At 62.2% G+C, this 17,645-nt stretch carries 24 protein-coding genes; 2 read left to right on the top strand and 22 right to left on the bottom strand.

Features of this window, described 5'->3' with window-relative positions; all coding sequences use genetic code 11:
- Window positions 1-94: 94 nt before the first annotated feature.
- The 3 genes from ccsB to AC1Z3W_RS20185 form a co-directional block, all read right to left on the bottom strand.
- Window positions 95-1,285 carry a c-type cytochrome biogenesis protein CcsB gene (ccsB, locus tag AC1Z3W_RS20195; protein ID WP_057924804.1) on the bottom strand — a complete coding sequence of 397 codons (1,191 nt, stop codon included), beginning with the start codon at window positions 1,283-1,285 and terminating at the stop codon, window positions 95-97.
- A 4-nt stretch (window positions 1,286-1,289) separates the two neighbouring features.
- Window positions 1,290-3,506 (bottom strand): cytochrome c biogenesis protein ResB, encoded by a 2,217-nt coding sequence (locus AC1Z3W_RS20190; protein ID WP_057924805.1) that lies wholly within the window; start codon window positions 3,504-3,506, stop codon window positions 1,290-1,292.
- Between the two features lie 207 nt (window positions 3,507-3,713).
- The gene (locus tag AC1Z3W_RS20185; RefSeq protein WP_483509571.1) at window positions 3,714-4,367 is read right to left on the bottom strand and encodes a c-type cytochrome; all 654 of its coding nucleotides are present in this window, start codon (window positions 4,365-4,367) and stop codon (window positions 3,714-3,716) included.
- A gap of 216 nt (window positions 4,368-4,583) precedes the next feature.
- On the opposite strand from AC1Z3W_RS20185, the gene yihA reads away from it, so the two are divergent.
- Window positions 4,584-5,243 (top strand): ribosome biogenesis GTP-binding protein YihA/YsxC, encoded by a 660-nt coding sequence (yihA, locus tag AC1Z3W_RS20180; RefSeq protein ID WP_044848923.1) that lies wholly within the window; start codon window positions 4,584-4,586, stop codon window positions 5,241-5,243.
- A gap of 253 nt (window positions 5,244-5,496) precedes the next feature.
- Window positions 5,497-6,495 (top strand): porphobilinogen synthase, encoded by a 999-nt coding sequence (hemB, locus tag AC1Z3W_RS20175; protein WP_057924807.1) that lies wholly within the window; start codon window positions 5,497-5,499, stop codon window positions 6,493-6,495.
- A 52-nt stretch (window positions 6,496-6,547) separates the two neighbouring features.
- Here the strand turns inward: hemB and dsbD are convergent, their stop codons facing one another.
- From dsbD to rplX, 19 genes are all read right to left on the bottom strand, one after another.
- Window positions 6,548-8,395, bottom strand: coding sequence for a protein-disulfide reductase DsbD (dsbD, locus tag AC1Z3W_RS20170; RefSeq protein ID WP_483508347.1), 1,848 nt, complete (start codon window positions 8,393-8,395; stop codon window positions 6,548-6,550).
- Entirely contained in the window at window positions 8,388-8,714 is a 327-nt protein-coding gene (gene cutA, locus AC1Z3W_RS20165; RefSeq protein ID WP_057924809.1) for a divalent-cation tolerance protein CutA, read from the bottom strand. Before cutA ends, dsbD begins: the two co-directional genes overlap by 8 nt.
- A 207-nt stretch (window positions 8,715-8,921) precedes the next feature.
- Window positions 8,922-9,317, bottom strand: a complete 396-nt coding sequence (rplQ, locus tag AC1Z3W_RS20160) for a 50S ribosomal protein L17 (RefSeq protein ID WP_006477175.1) — start codon at window positions 9,315-9,317, stop codon at window positions 8,922-8,924.
- A gap of 147 nt (window positions 9,318-9,464) precedes the next feature.
- Window positions 9,465-10,442, bottom strand: coding sequence for a DNA-directed RNA polymerase subunit alpha (locus tag AC1Z3W_RS20155; protein WP_006477176.1), 978 nt, complete (start codon window positions 10,440-10,442; stop codon window positions 9,465-9,467).
- 124 nt (window positions 10,443-10,566) lie between these two features.
- Complete coding sequence (gene rpsD, locus AC1Z3W_RS20150) at window positions 10,567-11,190, bottom strand: 30S ribosomal protein S4 (protein ID WP_006752934.1); 624 nt, start codon at window positions 11,188-11,190, stop codon at window positions 10,567-10,569.
- Between the two features lie 156 nt (window positions 11,191-11,346).
- The gene (rpsK, locus tag AC1Z3W_RS20145; RefSeq protein ID WP_004197937.1) at window positions 11,347-11,748 is read right to left on the bottom strand and encodes a 30S ribosomal protein S11; all 402 of its coding nucleotides are present in this window, start codon (window positions 11,746-11,748) and stop codon (window positions 11,347-11,349) included.
- A gap of 28 nt (window positions 11,749-11,776) precedes the next feature.
- The gene (gene rpsM, locus AC1Z3W_RS20140) at window positions 11,777-12,142 is read right to left on the bottom strand and encodes a 30S ribosomal protein S13 (protein ID WP_014898353.1); all 366 of its coding nucleotides are present in this window, start codon (window positions 12,140-12,142) and stop codon (window positions 11,777-11,779) included.
- A 38-nt stretch (window positions 12,143-12,180) separates the two neighbouring features.
- Window positions 12,181-12,297: a 50S ribosomal protein L36 gene (rpmJ, locus tag AC1Z3W_RS20135; RefSeq protein ID WP_004199844.1), complete on the bottom strand. Its 117-nt coding sequence runs from the start codon at window positions 12,295-12,297 to the stop codon at window positions 12,181-12,183.
- A 20-nt stretch (window positions 12,298-12,317) separates the two neighbouring features.
- Entirely contained in the window at window positions 12,318-12,536 is a 219-nt protein-coding gene (infA, locus tag AC1Z3W_RS20130) for a translation initiation factor IF-1 (RefSeq protein WP_004521905.1), read from the bottom strand.
- A gap of 9 nt (window positions 12,537-12,545) precedes the next feature.
- The gene (gene secY, locus AC1Z3W_RS20125) at window positions 12,546-13,895 is read right to left on the bottom strand and encodes a preprotein translocase subunit SecY (RefSeq protein ID WP_006400642.1); all 1,350 of its coding nucleotides are present in this window, start codon (window positions 13,893-13,895) and stop codon (window positions 12,546-12,548) included.
- A gap of 42 nt (window positions 13,896-13,937) precedes the next feature.
- On the bottom strand, window positions 13,938-14,372 hold the full coding sequence (rplO, locus tag AC1Z3W_RS20120) for a 50S ribosomal protein L15 (RefSeq protein ID WP_006482880.1): 435 nt from the start codon (window positions 14,370-14,372) through the stop codon (window positions 13,938-13,940).
- 26 nt (window positions 14,373-14,398) lie between these two features.
- Window positions 14,399-14,581, bottom strand: a complete 183-nt coding sequence (rpmD, locus tag AC1Z3W_RS20115; RefSeq protein ID WP_006400644.1) for a 50S ribosomal protein L30 — start codon at window positions 14,579-14,581, stop codon at window positions 14,399-14,401.
- Between the two features lie 15 nt (window positions 14,582-14,596).
- Entirely contained in the window at window positions 14,597-15,115 is a 519-nt protein-coding gene (gene rpsE, locus AC1Z3W_RS20110) for a 30S ribosomal protein S5 (RefSeq protein WP_006752931.1), read from the bottom strand.
- Between the two features lie 14 nt (window positions 15,116-15,129).
- Complete coding sequence (gene rplR, locus AC1Z3W_RS20105) at window positions 15,130-15,495, bottom strand: 50S ribosomal protein L18 (RefSeq protein WP_006477183.1); 366 nt, start codon at window positions 15,493-15,495, stop codon at window positions 15,130-15,132.
- A gap of 12 nt (window positions 15,496-15,507) precedes the next feature.
- Window positions 15,508-16,038: a 50S ribosomal protein L6 gene (gene rplF, locus AC1Z3W_RS20100; protein WP_006758786.1), complete on the bottom strand. Its 531-nt coding sequence runs from the start codon at window positions 16,036-16,038 to the stop codon at window positions 15,508-15,510.
- Window positions 16,039-16,056: 18 nt separating this feature from the next.
- A complete protein-coding gene (rpsH, locus tag AC1Z3W_RS20095) occupies window positions 16,057-16,452 on the bottom strand; it encodes a 30S ribosomal protein S8 (protein ID WP_006477185.1) in 396 nt (131 codons plus the stop codon).
- A 14-nt stretch (window positions 16,453-16,466) separates the two neighbouring features.
- Window positions 16,467-16,772, bottom strand: a complete 306-nt coding sequence (gene rpsN, locus AC1Z3W_RS20090) for a 30S ribosomal protein S14 (RefSeq protein ID WP_006482884.1) — start codon at window positions 16,770-16,772, stop codon at window positions 16,467-16,469.
- A gap of 7 nt (window positions 16,773-16,779) precedes the next feature.
- Window positions 16,780-17,319, bottom strand: coding sequence for a 50S ribosomal protein L5 (gene rplE, locus AC1Z3W_RS20085; protein WP_006477186.1), 540 nt, complete (start codon window positions 17,317-17,319; stop codon window positions 16,780-16,782).
- Window positions 17,320-17,335: 16 nt separating this feature from the next.
- Window positions 17,336-17,644 (bottom strand): 50S ribosomal protein L24, encoded by a 309-nt coding sequence (gene rplX, locus AC1Z3W_RS20080; protein WP_006477187.1) that lies wholly within the window; start codon window positions 17,642-17,644, stop codon window positions 17,336-17,338.
- Window position 17,645 lies beyond the last annotated feature (1 nt).

Below are 17,645 nucleotides of genomic sequence, written 5' to 3'. Positions count from 1 at the left end.
CCGTTCGACGCCCGGGACCGCCCGCCCGTTACAAAAGAAAACCGCCGGGCACGCAGTGCGCCGGCGGTCTTTTGTCGGACCAGCGTCGGAAATCTTACAGCTTGCCGTAGCTGTGCAGCCCGGACAGGAACATGTTGACGCCGAGGAACGCGAACGTCGTCACGAGCAGGCCCGTGAGCGCCCACCAGGCGGCAACCGCGCCGCGCAAGCCCTTCATCAGGCGCATGTGCAGCCAGGCTGCGTAATTGAGCCACACGATCAGCGCCCAGGTTTCCTTCGGGTCCCAGCTCCAGTAGCCGCCCCATGCTTCCGCGGCCCACAACGCGCCGAGGATCGTCGCGATCGTGAAGAAAGCGAAGCCGACCGCGATCGACTTGTACATCACGTCGTCGAGCACCTCGAGCGTCGGCAGGCGATCGGCGAGCACGCCGCGCTCCTTCATCAGGTAAGCGACCGACACCATCGCCGACAGCGCGAAGCTGCCGTAGCCGATGAAGTTCGCCGGCACGTGGATCTTCATCCACCAGCTCTGCAGCGCCGGCACGAGCGGCTGGATCTGCTGCGCATCGCGCGCGACCGAGTACCACATCAGGAAGCCGACGGCCGCGCTGATGACCAGCAGCACGAATGCGCCAAGCGAGCGCGTGCCGTAGTGGCCTTCGTAATACAGATAAAGCAGTGCGGTGATCAGGCTGAACAGCACGAACACTTCATACAGGTTCGACACGGGGATGTGCCCGACATCGGCACCGATCAGATAGGACTCGTACCAGCGCACCATCAGGCCGGTGAAACCCATCAGCACGGCGACCCACGTGAGCTTCTGTCCGATCGCGGAGCCCGACTCCGAACGTGCGAGCAAGCCGATCCAGTAGAAGATCGTCGCGAGCACGAACAGCGCGCTCATCCACAGGATCGCCGACTGGCTCGACAGGAAGTACTTGAGGAAGAACGCCGAATCGGCGCGCGCGAGATCGCCCTGGTAGATCTGGATCGACAGCAGTGACAGCACCGCGATCGACGCCATCATCAGCCGCGCGGGCTTCCAGCGCCAGCCGAGCACGACAAGCGCCGGCACCGTGCCGATCATCACTGCCTTGTCGTAGTAATTCATGTGTTCGTTGTAGTGCACGAACGCATAGCCCGCGCCGACCACGAGCGCCAGGGCAAACAGCCAGTCGATGACCGACAGGCGGGCGAGGAACGGACGGTCGTCGAACAACGGCGCCGGATTCGGGGCCAGGACCGGCCCCGAACGGGAAGAGGAAACTTGAGTGAGATCCATGATGTTACCGGGTGGAATTCTCGGAATCGGAACCGCCGCCGGCGGGCGGACGGGCAGTCGCTGCCGCACCAGCCGGCGCGGCGTCGCGCGGTGCGGCGCGCAAGGCGGCGCCGGCCGCGTCGCGCGTCTGCACGAATTCTTTCTCGAAATCGAAGGTCTTGCGGGCCGTGGACATTGCCATCACCACATCGACGCCCGAGCCGGCATCCTTGAGCCAGAACCAGAGGCGCCGCTCGCGCACGTAGAACATCGAGAAGATGCCGGCGACCAACAGCAGGCTGCCAAGATACACCAGATTCTTGCCGGGTGCGCGCGTCAACTGAAATACCGAAGCTTGCACCTGCTTGAAGGAGTCAAGCTGCAAATAGACCGGCGATCCATACAAAAAGCTGTCGGATAGCGCATTGATCGCGTTCTGAACGAAGCGGATCGTGTCCGTGCCCTGCTGGGCAGCCGGCTCGCCGGCGCGCTCGCGCGCGATCTGCCAGACCTCCCACATCGAGCCCTCGAGCATGCGCAGCAGCAGGCTGGCCGCCTTTTCCTGCTCGGCCTTCGGCACCGAACGGTCGATGAACGTCGCCACTGCCTGGAAGCCGCCGACCGGCTGGCCGTCGGCGCCACGACCGACGCTGTCGTCACTCGCCGCAAAAAGGGTCAGCACCTTGAACGCGCTGTCCTGCAGGCGGCTGCGCAGCGACGCCTCGGTCGTCGGCAGCGAACGTTGCGCGAAGCGTGCGGCGGCATCGGCGCGAACAGCCGGATCCTCGAGCGCTGCGCGCAGGCGCATCCATTCGCCGATCGAATCCTGGCTGTCGGCCGGAATCCGCATGTAGCGGAACGGATCGTTCGGGCTCGCACGCACGCCGGCGAGGAACACACGCGTGCCGCCCATGTCGACGGGCAGCATGTAGTTGTTGAATTCGCGCGCCTGGCCGTCCTTGCCACGAATCTTGTACTGCACCGAAGGGCCGATGTTGTGGAGTTGCATCGGCTTCGACGTCTTCGCGCCGGAACCGAGCCGCTCGTCGAACACCTCCTTGAGCGACTCCGTCTTCGCAACGCCGCGCACGTCCGGCTTGCCGTTCGCGTCGGCCATGTTCTCGACGTTGATCGCGCGGAAGTCGGAAAACTCGATCGTGTCGCCGTCGCTGCCCGGCATCTGCAGCGGCGCCGTACTGCCGATCGTGCCCTTCACCGCGAAGGTCTTCGCGTTGTCGCCCGTCATCGGGTAGGCCGTCATCTGCATCTGCGAGCCGCCGTCCTGGAAGCTCGACTGGTAGATCGACACGCCCTTGTACGTGAACGGCTTGTTGACCTCGACGCGCGCCGGGATCTTCTGGCCCGTCTCGCGATCGATCACGACGATGTCGCTCGCGAACAGCTTCGGCATCCCCGTCGTGTAGTAGTCGACGATGAACTTGTTGAGCTGGATCGAGAACGGCAGATCCTGGATCAGCGAACCGCTCGGCTGGTTCAGGATCGCGGTCGACACGAACTGGCCTTCCGGCACCCATGCGTAGCCGCGGAACGTCGGATTCGACGCGGACAGCCGGTGGTCGGACGAGATCTCGCTGATCGTCGCGCTCGTGTTGACCGGGCTCTTGCCGAACATCCACATCTGGAATTTGATCGGCAGGTTGCTGTCGAGCAGGCCGCCGATACAGATCACGACGATCGCAAGGTGCGCGGAGATGTAGCCCCACTTCGTCAGCGCGCCGCGCTTCGCGGAGATCAGCGTCGCGCCGTCGGTTTCACGCACGACGTGCTTGTAGCCGGCCTTGGTGACGAACGTGGCGAGCGTGGCCGCAGCGGTCGCACGCGTGCCGGACGCCGTGTATTCGGCCTTGTGGTGGAACGCGCGCAGACTGCCTTCGCGGACCTTGTCCTTCCAGCTCTTCGCATCGGCGAGCATCTTCGGTGCGTTGCGGATCACGCACAGCGAAATCGACACGACGAGGAAGATCAGGATCAGCATGAACCACCACGCGCTGTACACGTTGTACAGGCCCAGCGAGCGGAAGATGTCCGCCCAGAACGGCCCAAACTGGTTCACGTAGTTCGGATACGGGTCGTCCTGGGTCAGGACCGTGCCGACAATGCTCGCGATCGACAGCACCACCAGCAGCGCGATCGCGAAGCGCATCGAGCTCAGCAACTCGATTGCGCGCCTGGACGCACTTTGACCCGACTTCGACTGCAACCCCGACGTGGTAACGCTCATTCAAACTCCGACTAAGGGGAAACAGCCCCCAACGCTCACTATGTTCGCTGCCCCCGAGGGGGCGGTCAGCACGCTTGGGGCGGCCCCCGGCGAGTGCTGACAACAAAAAAGGGCAAGGCGGCCGCAATCACGCGGCGCCCCACCCTTTTCTTGTTCTGACTCCGGCCGCCCTTCGGGCGCCCGGTCATTCCATTCGCGACGATCCGCTCAACGCAGGCCCGCGATGTAATCCGCGACGGCCTTGATTTCGGTGTCCGACAGACGCGATGCGATCTGATGCATCGCCTCGTTGTTGTTGCGCGCGCCGACACCCTGCTGGAACGCGGTCAACTGGGCAACCGTGTAATCGGCCCACTGCCCCGACAGACGCGGGTACTGGACCGGCATCCCCTGCCCCGTCGGCCCGTGGCAGCTCGCGCAGGCGGGTACACCCTTTTCCGCGATGCCGCCTCGATAGATCTTCTGACCGATCGGCACGGTCGCCGCATCACGTGCGGTGCCGAGCTTCGTCGTCTGCGACCCGTAATACGCGGCGACGTTGCGCATGTCGTCCGCACTCAACGCGCTCGCGAACCCGACCATCACCGGATTGGTCCGCGCCGGCCCCTTCGCACCCGGTTGGGCCTTGAAGTCGTTCAACTGCTTGACCAGATATTCGGGATGCTGGCCGGCGAGCTTCGGGAAACTGCCCGACGCGCTGTTGCCGTCGGCGCCGTGACACGACGCACAGACCTGCCCGGCAATCGCCTTGCCGCGGTCCAGATCCGGCTTTGCCGTATCCGCCGCGTTTGCCTCCGCTACGAAACCTACGAACCCTGCTGCAACCTGAAGCACCATCAGAGACTTGCACAGTCGATTCATTCGCACACCCTGTTTCGTCTTGTGGGAATTTGAGGTTCTGCAAAAAACGACATCGACCAGTCTACCGCAGAAGCTGCATAAAAGCGCGAGGCAGGCGCCCGCAGCCCTTCGGCAAAACCGTCGTATTGTACAATATCGCGCTGAAAGCTCCCGCGCCTATCGGGGCTACCCCGCCTCCACCAAGCGGCTCGCGCCGCCCCGTCCCTCCGGTTTCCCATGGCCTTTTTGCTCCATCAAGCCCGCTTCTACACGACCGTCAACCATCTGCGCGACCTGCCGCCGACGGTGCAGCCGGAAATCGCGTTCGCGGGCCGCTCGAATGCCGGCAAATCGACGGCGATCAACGTGCTGTGCAACCAGAAGCGGCTCGCCTTCGCGTCGAAGACGCCCGGCCGCACGCAGCACATCAACTACTTCTCCGTCGGCCCGGCCGCCGAGCCCGTCGCGAACCTCGTCGACCTGCCCGGCTACGGCTACGCGGAAGTGCCGGGGGCCGCGAAGGCCCACTGGGAAATGCTGCTGTCGTCCTACCTCGCAACCCGTTCGCAGCTGTGCGGCCTGATCCTGATGATGGATTCGCGCCGCCCGCTGACCGACCTCGATCGCCGGATGATCGAGTGGTTCGCGCCGACCGGCAAGCCGATCCACACGCTGCTGACGAAGTGCGACAAATTGACGCGGCAGGAAAGCATCAACGCGCTGCGCAACACGCAGAAGGGGCTCGACGCGTACCGCGACCAGGGCGTGAAGGGCAAACTGACCGTCCAGCTGTTCTCGGCACTGAAGCGCACCGGGCTCGACGAGGCGCACGAACTGATCGAAAGCTGGGTGCGGCCGTCCGTCGCCGACGAAAAAAGCGAGCCTGTAGCACAATGAGCGGGCAACGCGCGGCCGGGATCGGCTGTGCGCACCTGACGGCACCTGCGGATTCGGCCGGCTCATAAAAAAACCCGCCGTTGAACGGCGGGTCAAACAGCCTAATCGAAAAACGACAGGCACCCGCTCAGGGAGGAGAAGCGGGGAGCAGCGCGCTACGCGTGCCGCTCGATCGCTATCATATACCAACGATCTCGAAAATGACCTAAGGGTTCCGTAAGGTCCTTCTTGCCCTGATTTCTGCCAAATCGCCATGAGCTTCCATCCGCTTCACCGTCCGCGCCGGATGCGCCGCGACGACTTCTCCCGCCGCCTGATGCGCGAAAACCGCCTGACCACCGACGACCTGATCTACCCGGTGTTCGTCGTCGAAGGCACCAACGAACGCCAGCCCGTACCGTCGATGCCCGGCGTCGAGCGCGTGTCGGTCGATCTGCTGATGCATGTCGCCGAGCAGTGCGTCGAACTCGGCGTACCCGTGCTGTCGCTGTTCCCGGCCATCGAACCGTCGCTGAAAACGCCTGACGGGCGCGAAGCGGCCAATCCCGAAGGCCTGATCCCGCGCGCGGTGCGGGAGTTGAAGAAGCGCTTCCCCGAACTCGGCGTGCTGACCGACGTCGCGCTCGATCCGTACACGAGCCACGGCCAGGACGGCGTGCTCGACGAAAACGGCTACGTAATCAACGACGACACGATCGAGATCCTGGTCGACCAGGCGTGCGCACAGGCGGAGGCCGGCGTCGACATCGTCGCGCCGTCGGACATGATGGATGGGCGCATCGGCGCGATACGCGAAATGCTGGAAAGCGACGGCCACATCCATACGCGCATCATGGCCTATTCGGCCAAGTTCGCGTCGGCGTTCTACGGCCCGTTCCGCGATGCGGTCGGCTCGGCGTCCAATCTGGGCAAGGGCAACAAGATGACCTACCAGATGGATCCGGCGAACAGCGACGAAGCGCTGCGCGAAGTACGCCTCGACATCGACGAAGGCGCCGACATGGTGATGGTCAAGCCCGGCATGCCGTATCTCGACATCGTGCGCCGCGTGAAGGACGAGTTCCGCTTCCCGACCTACGTGTACCAGGTGAGTGGTGAATACGCGATGCTGAAGGCTGCCGCGATGAACGGCTGGCTCGACCACGACAAGGTCGTGCTCGAATCGCTGCTCGCATTCAAGCGTGCGGGTGCCGATGGCGTGCTCACGTACTTCGCGCTCGATGCCGCGCGTCTGCTGAAAGCGCAACGCTGAGCCGCGCGCCGGCCGGCACAGAGGCCGCCCATGCAGGGCTGACAAGCGCGCGTTACACCGTCGGTACCGCTGCGCGATCGAGGCTGCGCAGGAACGTCTCGGCCGCCTGATAGCCGACCACGCGCCCGATTTCGTTGCCGTTGCGATCGAAGAAGATGATGCCCGGCGGCCCGAACAGGTTGAAGCGCTTGAGCAGCGCCTGGTCGTCCGGATTGTTCGCGGTGACGTCCGCACGCACCAGATGAAGCCGGGCGAGCCGCGCCTGCACGCGTGAATCGGTGAACGTCAGATGCTCCATCTCCTTGCAGCTCACGCACCAATCGGCATAGAAGTCGAGCATCACAGGCTGGCCCGAGGTCTTCAGTAGCGCGTCGAGTTCCCCGCTGGAGCGTACCGATGCAAACGCCGGCCCCTGCGGCCCGGCAGCCGCACCGGCTGCCGACGCATCGCCCGACGCAACCGTGCGCGCCGCGAGGACGGCCAGCGGCTTCACCGGATCGTTGGATCCTGCTGCGAGGCCGACGAGCAGCGTCGCAGCCCAGATCGCAAGCGCAGCGCCGAGGCCGCGGCCGAGACGGCGCCAGATCGACGCGGCGCCGGCATGCGGCGTGAACAGGCCGAGCGCCGCGGCCGCGACCAACAGCCACAACGCAGCGAGCACCATCTTCAAGCCGCCCGCCAGCACCGGCCACACGACCCACAGCGCGGCCGCGAGCAGTACGATACCGAAGAACACCTTCACGCCGTCCATCCATGCGCCCGCGCGCGGCAGCACCGTGCCGGCACCGATGCCGACGACCAGCAGCGGCACGCCGAGCCCCAGTCCCATCGCGAACAGCGCGGCGCCGCCGAGCAATGCATTGCCGGTATGGGCAATGAATGCGAGCACTGCAAACAGCGGTGCCGTCATGCATGCGCCGACGACCAGCGCCGACAATGCGCCCATCGCGGCGACCGCGACGAAATGGCCGCCCTGGCGCGCGCTCGATGCTTCGGCCGCGCCGTTCTGCCAGCGCTCGGGCAGCGCGATGTCCTTGCCCGAAATCAGCGATACAGCGAATGCGGTGAGCAGCACGCCGAACGCGCCGAGCACCCACGGATTCTGCAGCCACGCGCCGAGGCTCTGGCCGACCAGTGCGGCAGCGATGCCGAGCACCGTATAAACGAGCGCCATGCCGACCACGTAGGTAAGCGACAGCGCAAAGCCGCGGGCATGCGTCGCGCGCGTACCCTGGCCGATGATGATCGCGGACACGATCGGAATCATCGGATACGAACAGGGCAGGAGGCTCAGCACGACGCCTGCGACGAAATACAGCGCGACGATCGTGAAGAAGCCGTGCCCCTCGAGCAGCGACTGCGCGAAATCCGCGCTCGTGACCTTGTCGAACCAGCTACCCGAAGCTGCCGCGCCATCGGCCGGCGCGACCACGCCCAGCGCAGCGCCGTCGATCTTCACGACATGCTCCGCAGGCGGGTAGCAGATTCCTTCGTCGGCGCACCCCTGCGACGTCACCGCAAGTTCAAACGGCCCCGCTGCCTGCTTGACCGGCACGTGAATTACAACCTCGTCGCGATAGGTTTCGACTTCCTTCTGGAACGTCTGGTCGAACTTCACATGACCGGCAGGGAATTGAGGGGCGCCGAGCATCGCCTGCCCGCTCTTCACCGCGAACGCGAACCGCTCGCGGTACAGGTAGTAGCCGTTGGCGACCTTGAAGCGGACGTCCACCTGCCCCGGCGATTCGCTCGCGCTGAACTTGAACGCCACCGACGGATCGAGAAAATCGTCGGCCGCGCGCGCGATCGACAGGTCGCCCAGCACGAACATGAGCGACAACAGGACTACGAGGAACCGCAGCACGCGCACGCGCACGGAAAGCGCCATACCGTTAAACATGAAATAGACGTTGAGTTTCGCTGGTCACCCACTGGCCATACGCGGCCGAGGCCGTCGCCTGCCACGAGACGATTTCCGGCGTCTCGTACGGATGATGCGCGAGAATAAATCGCTCCAGTTCGAGCGAGCGCACGGGGCTCGTCTTGAACAGCAACTGGATCTCGTCGGCCGTTTCGACCTTGCCCTGCCAGTGATAGCGCGATTTGATCGCACCGAGCTCCGACACGCACGCGGCAAGCCGTGCGTCGAGCGCACCGTCGGCGAGCGCCGCGGCCGTCGCCGCATCGGGCACTGTCGTCAGCATCAACACCACCACCATACGCGCCCCCCTGGCTGGTCTACCGGCTTTCGCCGCCGCGGATCGCCCATCGCGAGCCCGTGCCGACAGTCCAGTATCGTAGCGCAGCGCGCGCGACGCTGCCGGCACTGGCCTGCGACAATCGATCGCAGCTCGTGGGCCGCAAAAAACAAAAAGGGCCAAGCAATTGCTCGGCCCCTTTTTCAGATACTGCTGCGTACAGGAAGCTTACTCAGCTTCTTGCACGTTTTCCGTTTCGTCGACTTCCGGACGATCGAGCAGTTCGACCAGTGCCATCGGTGCGTTGTCGCCGACGCGAAAGCCGAACTTCAGCACGCGCAGGTAGCCGCCCGGACGGTTCGCGAAGCGCGGACCGAGCACGTCAAACAGCTTCGCCACTGAGTCACGATCGCGCAGGCGGTTGAACGCCAGTCGACGGTTTGCCAGCGACGGCTTCTTGCCGAGCGTGATCAGCGGCTCGACGACTTTACGGAGTTCCTTCGCCTTCGGCAGCGTCGTCTTGATGACTTCGTGCTCGATCAGCGAGTTGGACATGTTACGGAGCATAGCCAGACGGTGGCTGCTCGTGCGGTTCAGTTTCCGCAGACCATGACGATGGCGCATTTCAGTTTCCTTGATTCAAAGTTTTGATCCAGCTCTTCTATCGCACCGCTGGGGTGCACGGGCCGGTAACGAAAAAAGCAAGATGCGGATTCTAAAGGTAAATCCGCATCTTTGCCAACTACAGCTCCAGCTTGGCTACAAGCGGGCTTACTTGTCGAGACCAGCCGGCGGCCAGTTTTCGAGCTTCATGCCCAGCGTGAGACCGCGCGAAGCAAGCACTTCCTTGATCTCGTTGAGCGACTTGCGACCGAGGTTCGGCGTCTTCAGCAGCTCGTTTTCCGTGCGCTGGATCAGGTCGCCGATGTAGTAGATGTTCTCGGCCTTCAGGCAGTTCGCCGAACGAACCGTCAGCTCGAGATCGTCCACCGGACGCAGCAGGATCGGATCGATCTGCGGTGCGCGCGACGGTGCTTCGGCGGCCGTTTCCGTGCCTTCCAGTGCCGCGAACACGGACAGTTGGTCGACCAGGATGCGAGCCGATTGACGGATCGCCTCTTCCGGGGTGATCACGCCGCTCGTCTCGATGTTCATCACGAGCTTGTCGAGGTCGGTACGCTGCTCGACACGGGCGCTTTCAACGGCGTAGCTCACGCGGCGAACCGGCGAGAACGATGCGTCGAGGACAATGCGACCGATGATCTTGGCCGTGTCTTCGCCGTAGCGACGAACGTTGCCGGGCACATAGCCGCGACCCTTCTCGATCTTGATCTGAACGTCGAGCTTGCCGCCCTTCGACAGGTGTGCGATCACGTGATTCGGATTGATGACTTCGCAATCGTGAGCCAGCTCGATATCGCCGGCCGTAACGACGCCTTCGCCTTCCTTGCGCAGGGTCACCGTCACTTCGTCACGGTTGTGCAGCTTGAACACCACACCCTTCAGGTTCAGCAGCAGGTTGACGACGTCCTCTTGCACGCCATCCAGCGTCGAGTACTCGTGCACCACGCCTGCGATCGTGACTTCGGTCGGCGCGTAGCCAACCATCGACGACAGCAGCACGCGGCGAAGCGCATTGCCCAAGGTGTGGCCGTAACCGCGTTCGAACGGTTCCATGACCACCCTCGCGTGGTTCTCGCCCAGCGATTCCACGGCGATGATCTTGGGTTTCAGCAAACTGGTTTGCATGGGCTTTCCTTTTCAATACCCTCGGCTCGTTACACCGATAAGGCTGACCGGTAACAACCAGAAAATAAACAGCCGAGGCCCCTCCTTGCGAAACGCAATCGGGGTACCTCGGCCGTCAATCGGATTAACGCGAATACAATTCGACGATCAGGCTTTCGTTGATGTCGCCTGCGATGTCAGCGCGTTCCGGCATTTGCTTGAACGTGCCTTCGAACTTCTTCGCATCGACTGCAACCCAGCTCGGCATGCCGCCTTGCTCAGCCAGCGACAGCGCTTCGACGATACGCGCCTGCTTCTTCGCCTTTTCGCGGATCGCGACGATGTCACCAGCCTTCACTTGCTGCGACGGCACGTTCGCGACGACGCCGTTCACGGTGATCGACTTGTGGCTCACCAGCTGACGCGCTTCAGCGCGGGTCGAGCCGAAGCCCATGCGATATACGACGTTGTCGAGACGCGATTCGAGCAGTTGCAGCAGGTTTTCACCCGTGTTGCCCTTGCGGCGGTCGGCTTCAGCGAAGTAGCGGCGGAACTGACGCTCCAGAACGCCGTAAATACGCTTGACCTTCTGCTTTTCGCGCAGCTGCGTACCATAGTCGGACGTACGTGCGCCCGAGGTACGGCCGTGCTGACCCGGCTTGCTGTCGAGCTTGCACTTGTCGGCGAGCGAGCGACGCGCGCTCTTCAGGAACAGGTCGGTGCCTTCACGGCGGGACAGCTTGGCCTTAGGGCCGATATAACGTGCCACTTTGCATTCCTTTATCAATCAGTCACGCGGATCGGAATCCGCGCTAGTTCGCGCCCTTTGGGGCGAACGGTGGGCTTAGTCAATCAAAAAAGCAACGCCCGTCGACGCTACGCGGCGACAGGCAAATGTGCCAGCACGAACGTGCCAGCAACATTCTTAGATACGACGGCGCTTCGGCGGACGGCAGCCGTTGTGCGGAATCGGGGTGACGTCCGAAATCGCGGTGATCTTGATGCCGAGGCCATGCAGTGCGCGCACTGCCGACTCACGACCCGGGCCCGGGCCCTTGATCCGCACTTCCAGATTCTTCACGCCGTATTCCATCGCCACGCGGCCGGCCGACTCAGCAGCAACCTGAGCAGCGAACGGCGTCGACTTGCGCGAGCCCTTGAAGCCCTGGCCGCCCGACGTCGCCCATGCCAGTGCATTGCCCTGGCGATCGGTGATCGTGATGATCGTGTTGTTGAACGACGCGTGAACGTGAACCACGCCTTCAGCGACGTTCTTCTTAACCTTCTTGCGAACGCGTTGCGCCGCGGTGTTCGAAGCCTTAGCCATTACGTTTTCCTGTAACTGTCAGTTCCGCTTACTTCTTCAGCGCTTGCGCTGCACGACGCGGACCCTTGCGGGTACGTGCGTTCGTACGCGTACGCTGACCGCGCATCGGCAGGCCCTTGCGATGACGAACGCCACGGTAGCAACCGAGGTCCATCAGGCGCTTGATGTTCATCGTCACTTCACGGCGCAGATCGCCTTCGACGATGAACTTGCCCACTTCTTCACGCAGCTTTTCGAGGTCTGCGTCGGTCAGGTCCTTGACCTTCTTCGAGAATTCCACGCCAGACGCCACGCAGATGCTGCGCGAGCGCGTGCGGCCGATACCGAAGATTGCCGTCAGGCCGATCTCGGTATGCTGGTGATTCGGGATGTTAACCCCTGCGATACGAGCCATTGTTTTTCCTCAAACAAAAAGCGCAAACAAACGCGCGGTCAGCCTTGGCGCTGCTTGTGGCGCGGATCCGAGCTGCAGATCACGCGAACGACGCCTTTGCGCTTGATGATCTTGCAATTGCGGCAAATGCGCTTAACCGATGCCATCACTTTCATGATAATACCCTTTTTTCAAATCACTTCGCCCGGAACACGATCCGCGCACGAGACAGATCGTAAGGCGTCAATTCAACCGTCACCTTGTCGCCCGGCAGGATGCGGATGTAGTGCATCCGCATCTTCCCGGAGATATGCCCCAACACGACATGGCCGTTTTCCAGCTTCACGCGGAAGGTCGCATTCGGGAGGTTTTCGATCACCTCACCTTGCATCTGGATTACATCGTCTTTGGCCATAGTCCTTAATTAACGCATTGGGATGTTGCCGCCCTTGAAGTTTGCCTTCTTGAGCAGCGACTCATACTGTTGCGACATAACGTACGACTGCACCTGCGCCATGAAGTCCATCGTGACGACGACAATGATCAGCAGCGACGTTCCACCAAAATAAAACGGCACGTTCCAGCGCAGCACCAGGAATTCCGGCAGCAGACACACGAAGACGATGTAGATCGCACCGGCCAGCGTCAGACGCGTGAGGATGCGGTCGATATATCGTGCGGTCTGATCGCCCGGACGAATGCCCGGAACAAACGCGCCGCTCTTCTTCAGGTTGTCCGCGGTTTCCCTGCTGTTGAACACCAGTGCGGTGTAGAAGAAGCAGAAAAACACGATTGCCAGCGTGTACAGCAGCACATAGACCGGCTGGCCCGGCTTCAGCGCCTCCGCGACGTTATGCAACGTGTTGGAGATCCAGCTTCCCGACGGCTGACCTGTGCTGAACCAGCCGAGAATCGTGGCCGGGAACAGGATGATCGACGATGCGAAGATCGGCGGAATCACGCCCGACATGTTCAGCTTCAGCGGCAAGTGCGACGACTGGCCACCGTAGATCTTGTTGCCGACCTGGCGTTTCGCGTAGTTCACGAGGATCTTGCGCTGACCGCGTTCGATGAACACGACCAGGTAAGTCACCGCGGCAATCAGAACGACGATGATGATCGCCGAAATGATGCTCATCGAACCCGTACGCACCAGCTCGAACAGCCCACCGACGGCATTCGGGAACCCTGCTGCGATCCCGCCGAAGATGATGATCGAGATGCCGTTGCCCAGACCACGCTCGGTGATCTGCTCACCCAGCCACATCAGGAACATCGTGCCGGTAACCAGCGTCACGACCGTCGTCAGTCGGAACAGCATGCCGGGGTCGATCACGAGGCCCGGCTGGTTTTCCAGCGCAGCCGCGATACCGAACGCCTGGAAGGTCGCGAGCACCACGGTGAAATACCGCGTGTACTGCGTGATCTTCCGTTGCCCTGCCTGCCCTTCCTTCTTCAGCGCCTCGAGCTGCGGCGAGACGATCGCCAACAGCTGCATGATGATCGACGCCGAGATGTACGGCATGATCCCCAGCGCAAAGATCGTGAAGCGGGAAAGCGCGCCACCCGAGAACATGTTGAACATGCCCAGGATACCGCCCGCCTGGCTCTGAAACAGCTTCGCCAGTTGATCCGGATCGATGCCCGGCACGGGGATGTGCGCGCCGATGCGATAGACGATCAGCGCCAGGAGCAGGAACATCGCTCGCCGACGCAGATCGCCGAATTTCGCCGTGCTTCGACCGGGTTTTGCAAGACTCGGGCTGTTAGCCAAGTACCTTCTCCGATGAATGCAAGTAACGACGCGCTACGCGTGTCACTCGGCGAACGAACCGCCAGCCGCTTCGATCGCAGCGCGCGCACCCTTGGTGGCACCGAGACCCTTCACGACGATCTTGCGCTTCAGTTCGCCCGTCGCGATGATCTTTGCGCTCTTCGTCAGCTCGCCGACCAGGCCGGCTTGCTTCAGTGCGAGCAGATCGATTTCATCGACCGGCAGCTTCTCGAGGTCGCCCAGGCGCACTTCACCGACGAATTCCTTCGTCAGCGACGTGAAACCGCGCTTCGGCAGACGACGTTGCAGCGGCATCTGACCGCCTTCGAAACCGACTTTGTGGAAGCCGCCCGAACGCGATTTCTGACCCTTGTGACCACGGCCAGCCGTCTTGCCGAGGCCCGAACCGATGCCGCGGCCGACGCGACGCTTGGCGTGCTTTGCACCAGCGGCCGGCTTCAGGTTATTCAATTCCATATCAACTCCTTGATCCGTAGGGCCGCTTACGCGATGACCTTAACGAGGTACGAGACCTTGTTGATCATGCCGCGGACCGCCGGCGTATCCTGCAGCTCGCTAACCGAGTTGAGTCGGCGCAGGCCGAGGCCACGCACGGTCGCACGGTGCGATTCGCGGGTCCCGATCAGGCTCTTCACGAGCTGAACCTTGACAGTTTTTTCAGACATGGTGACCACCCGGGCTTAGCCCAAAATATCTTCGACGGACTTGCCGCGCTTCGCCGCGATGTCTGCCGGGGTCGACTGCTTGCGCAGGCCGTCCAGCGTGGCGCGAACGAGGTTGTACGGGTTCGTCGAACCGTGGCTCTTTGCCACGACGTTCTGAACGCCCATCACGTCGAACACTGCGCGCATCGGGCCGCCGGCGATCACGCCCGTACCTGCCTTCGCCGGAGCGAGGAGGACAGCGGATGCGCCATGCTTGCCGTGCACTTCGTGCTGCAGCGTGCCGTTCTTGAGCGGCACCTTGAACATGTTGCGGCGAGCTTGTTCCATTGCCTTCTGGACAGCGACCGGCACTTCCTTCGCCTTGCCCTTGCCCATACCGATGCGGCCATCGCCGTCGCCAACCACGGTCAGTGCGGCGAAGCCGAGAATACGGCCACCCTTCACGACCTTGGTCACGCGGTTGACCGAAATCATCTTTTCGCGAAGGCCGTCGTCGCGCTCGTCAGCCTGAACTTTCGCTTGCATCTTTGCCATGACGAATTCCTTCCTTAGAACTTGAGCCCAGCTTCGCGAGCTGCCTCAGCCAGCGCCTTGACGCGGCCATGGTAGCGGAAGCCCGAGCGGTCGAAGGCGACGGATTCGATGCCGGCAGCCTTTGCCTTCTCGGCAATACGCTTGCCGATCAGCGTCGCGGCATTAACGTTGCCGCCCTTGCCCGACTTGTCGGCCAGTTCTGCGCGCACTTCTGCTTCGAGCGTCGACGCGCTGGCGAGCACCTTGGTGCCGCAGGGCGAGAACACTTGAGCGTAGATGTGCGTGTTCGTGCGATGCACGGCGAGACGCGCGACCTGCAGCTCAGCGATCTTGATACGCGTCTGGCGAGCGCGGCGCAGGCGAGATTGAGTCTTATCCATGATTGCGCACCCTTACTTCTTCTTCGTTTCTTTGAGGATCACAACCTCGTCGGAATAGCGCACGCCCTTGCCCTTGTACGGCTCCGGCGGACGGTAACCGCGGACTTCCGCAGCCACTTGACCGACTTGTTGCTTGTTGATCCCCTTGATCACGATTTCGGTTTGCGTCGGGGTTTCAGCCTTGACGCCTTCCGGCATCTGGTGCACCACCGGGTGCGAGAAACCCAGCGACAGGTTCAGCTTGTCGCCTTGCGCCTGCGCACGATAACCGACGCCAACCAGCGTCAGCTTGCGCTCGAAACCCTTGGTCACGCCGTGCACGGCATTCGCGATGATCGCGCGCATCGTGCCCGACAGTGCGTTTGCTTCGCGGCTTTCGTCGACCGGCGACAGATTCAGCGTGCCGTCGTTGTTCGCCACGTTCACGAGCGGATTGATCGCTTGCGTGATGGTGCCCAGCGGGCCCTTGACGGTGATTGCACCGTCGGCCAGCTTGACTTCCGCGCCTTGCAGCGCGATCGGGCTTTTACCTACTCGAGACATGTTTCTCTCTCCTCGGCTTTAAGCAACGTAGCAGATGACTTCGCCGCCGACGCCGGTAGCGCGCGCCTTGCGGTCGGTCATCACGCCCTTCGGCGTCGACACGATTGCCACACCCAGGCCGTTCATGACCTGCGGAATGTCGTTACGGCCGCGGTACACGCGCAGACCAGGCTTCGACACGCGCTCGAGGCGTTCGATGACCGGGCGACCTGCGTAGTACTTCAGCGCGATATTCAGTTCGGACTTCGCACCTTCCGCCTTGACGGCGAAATCGTCGATATAGCCTTCGTCCTTCAGGACTTGCGCGATTGCAACCTTGACCTTCGACGAGGGCATCGCAACCGATACCTTCTCAACCATCTGCGCGTTGCGGATGCGAGTCAGCATATCGGCGATAGGATCACTCATGCTCATTTACGTTTCTCCTATTACCAGCTCGCCTTGGTCAGGCCAGGAATCTCGCCACGGAATGCGATTTCACGAATCTTGTTACGCGCGAGGCCGAATTTACGGAACGTGCCACGCGGACGGCCCGTGATCGCGCAGCGGTTACGCTGGCGGGTCGGGTTTGCGTTGCGGGGCAGTTGCTGCAGCTCAAGGCGTGCTTCGTAGCGCTCTTCTTCCGACTTGCTTTGGTCTTCGACGATCGCCTTCAGCGCTTCGCGCTTTGCTGCGAACTTCGCGACCAGGCGGGCGCGCTTCTTTTCACGTTCGATCAGTGCCAGTTTAGCCACGGTAACCTCAGTTTCTGAACGGGAACTTGAAGCTGGCGAGCAGAGCCTTTGCTTCGTCGTCGGTCTTCGCAGTCGTCGTGATGCTGATGTTCAGCCCACGCAGTGCGTCGATCTTGTCGTAGTCGATTTCGGGGAAAATGATCTGCTCTTTCACACCGATGTTGTAGTTGCCGCGGCCATCGAAGGCACGACCCGACACACCGCGGAAGTCACGCACGCGGGGCAGGGCAACGGTCACGAAACGGTCGAGGAATTCGTACATCGCTTGACCACGCAGCGTCACCATCGCGCCGATCGGGTATCCCTGGCGGATCTTGAAGCCTGCGATTGCCTTGCGTGCCTTCGTGACGACCGGCTTCTGACCTGCGATCTTCGTGAGATCGCCAACGGCGTTCTCGATGATCTTCTTGTCAGCGATCGCTTCGCCAAGACCCATGTTCAGCGTGATCTTGGTGATGCGCGGCACTTCCATGACCGACTTGTAACCGAACTTCTCGATCAGGCCGGGCACAACCTTTTCTTTGTAAAACTCTTGAAAACGAGCCATTTTTTACTCCGCTGCGTCAGGCGCTCAGTACGGCACCGGTCGTCTTCAGGAAGCGAACCTTCTTGCCTTCCTCGACCTTGATGCCAACACGCGACGCCTTGCCATTCGCGTCGACCAGTGCGACGTTCGAAATATGCAGGGGCATCGTCTTCGCTTCCACGCCGCCCGTCGTACCCTTCATCGGGTTCGGCTTCACATGCTTCTTGACGAGGTTGATACCCTCAACCGTCACATGTTCTGCACCGACAGCCAGCACGACGCCGCGCTTGCCCTTGTCTTTGCCAGTGACGACGATGACTTCGTCACCTTTGCGAATCTTGTTCATC

The sequence above is a fragment of the Burkholderia sp. 10_S31 genome, assembly GCF_056930375.1.
This window is presented reverse-complemented; position numbering and strand designations above follow the sequence as displayed.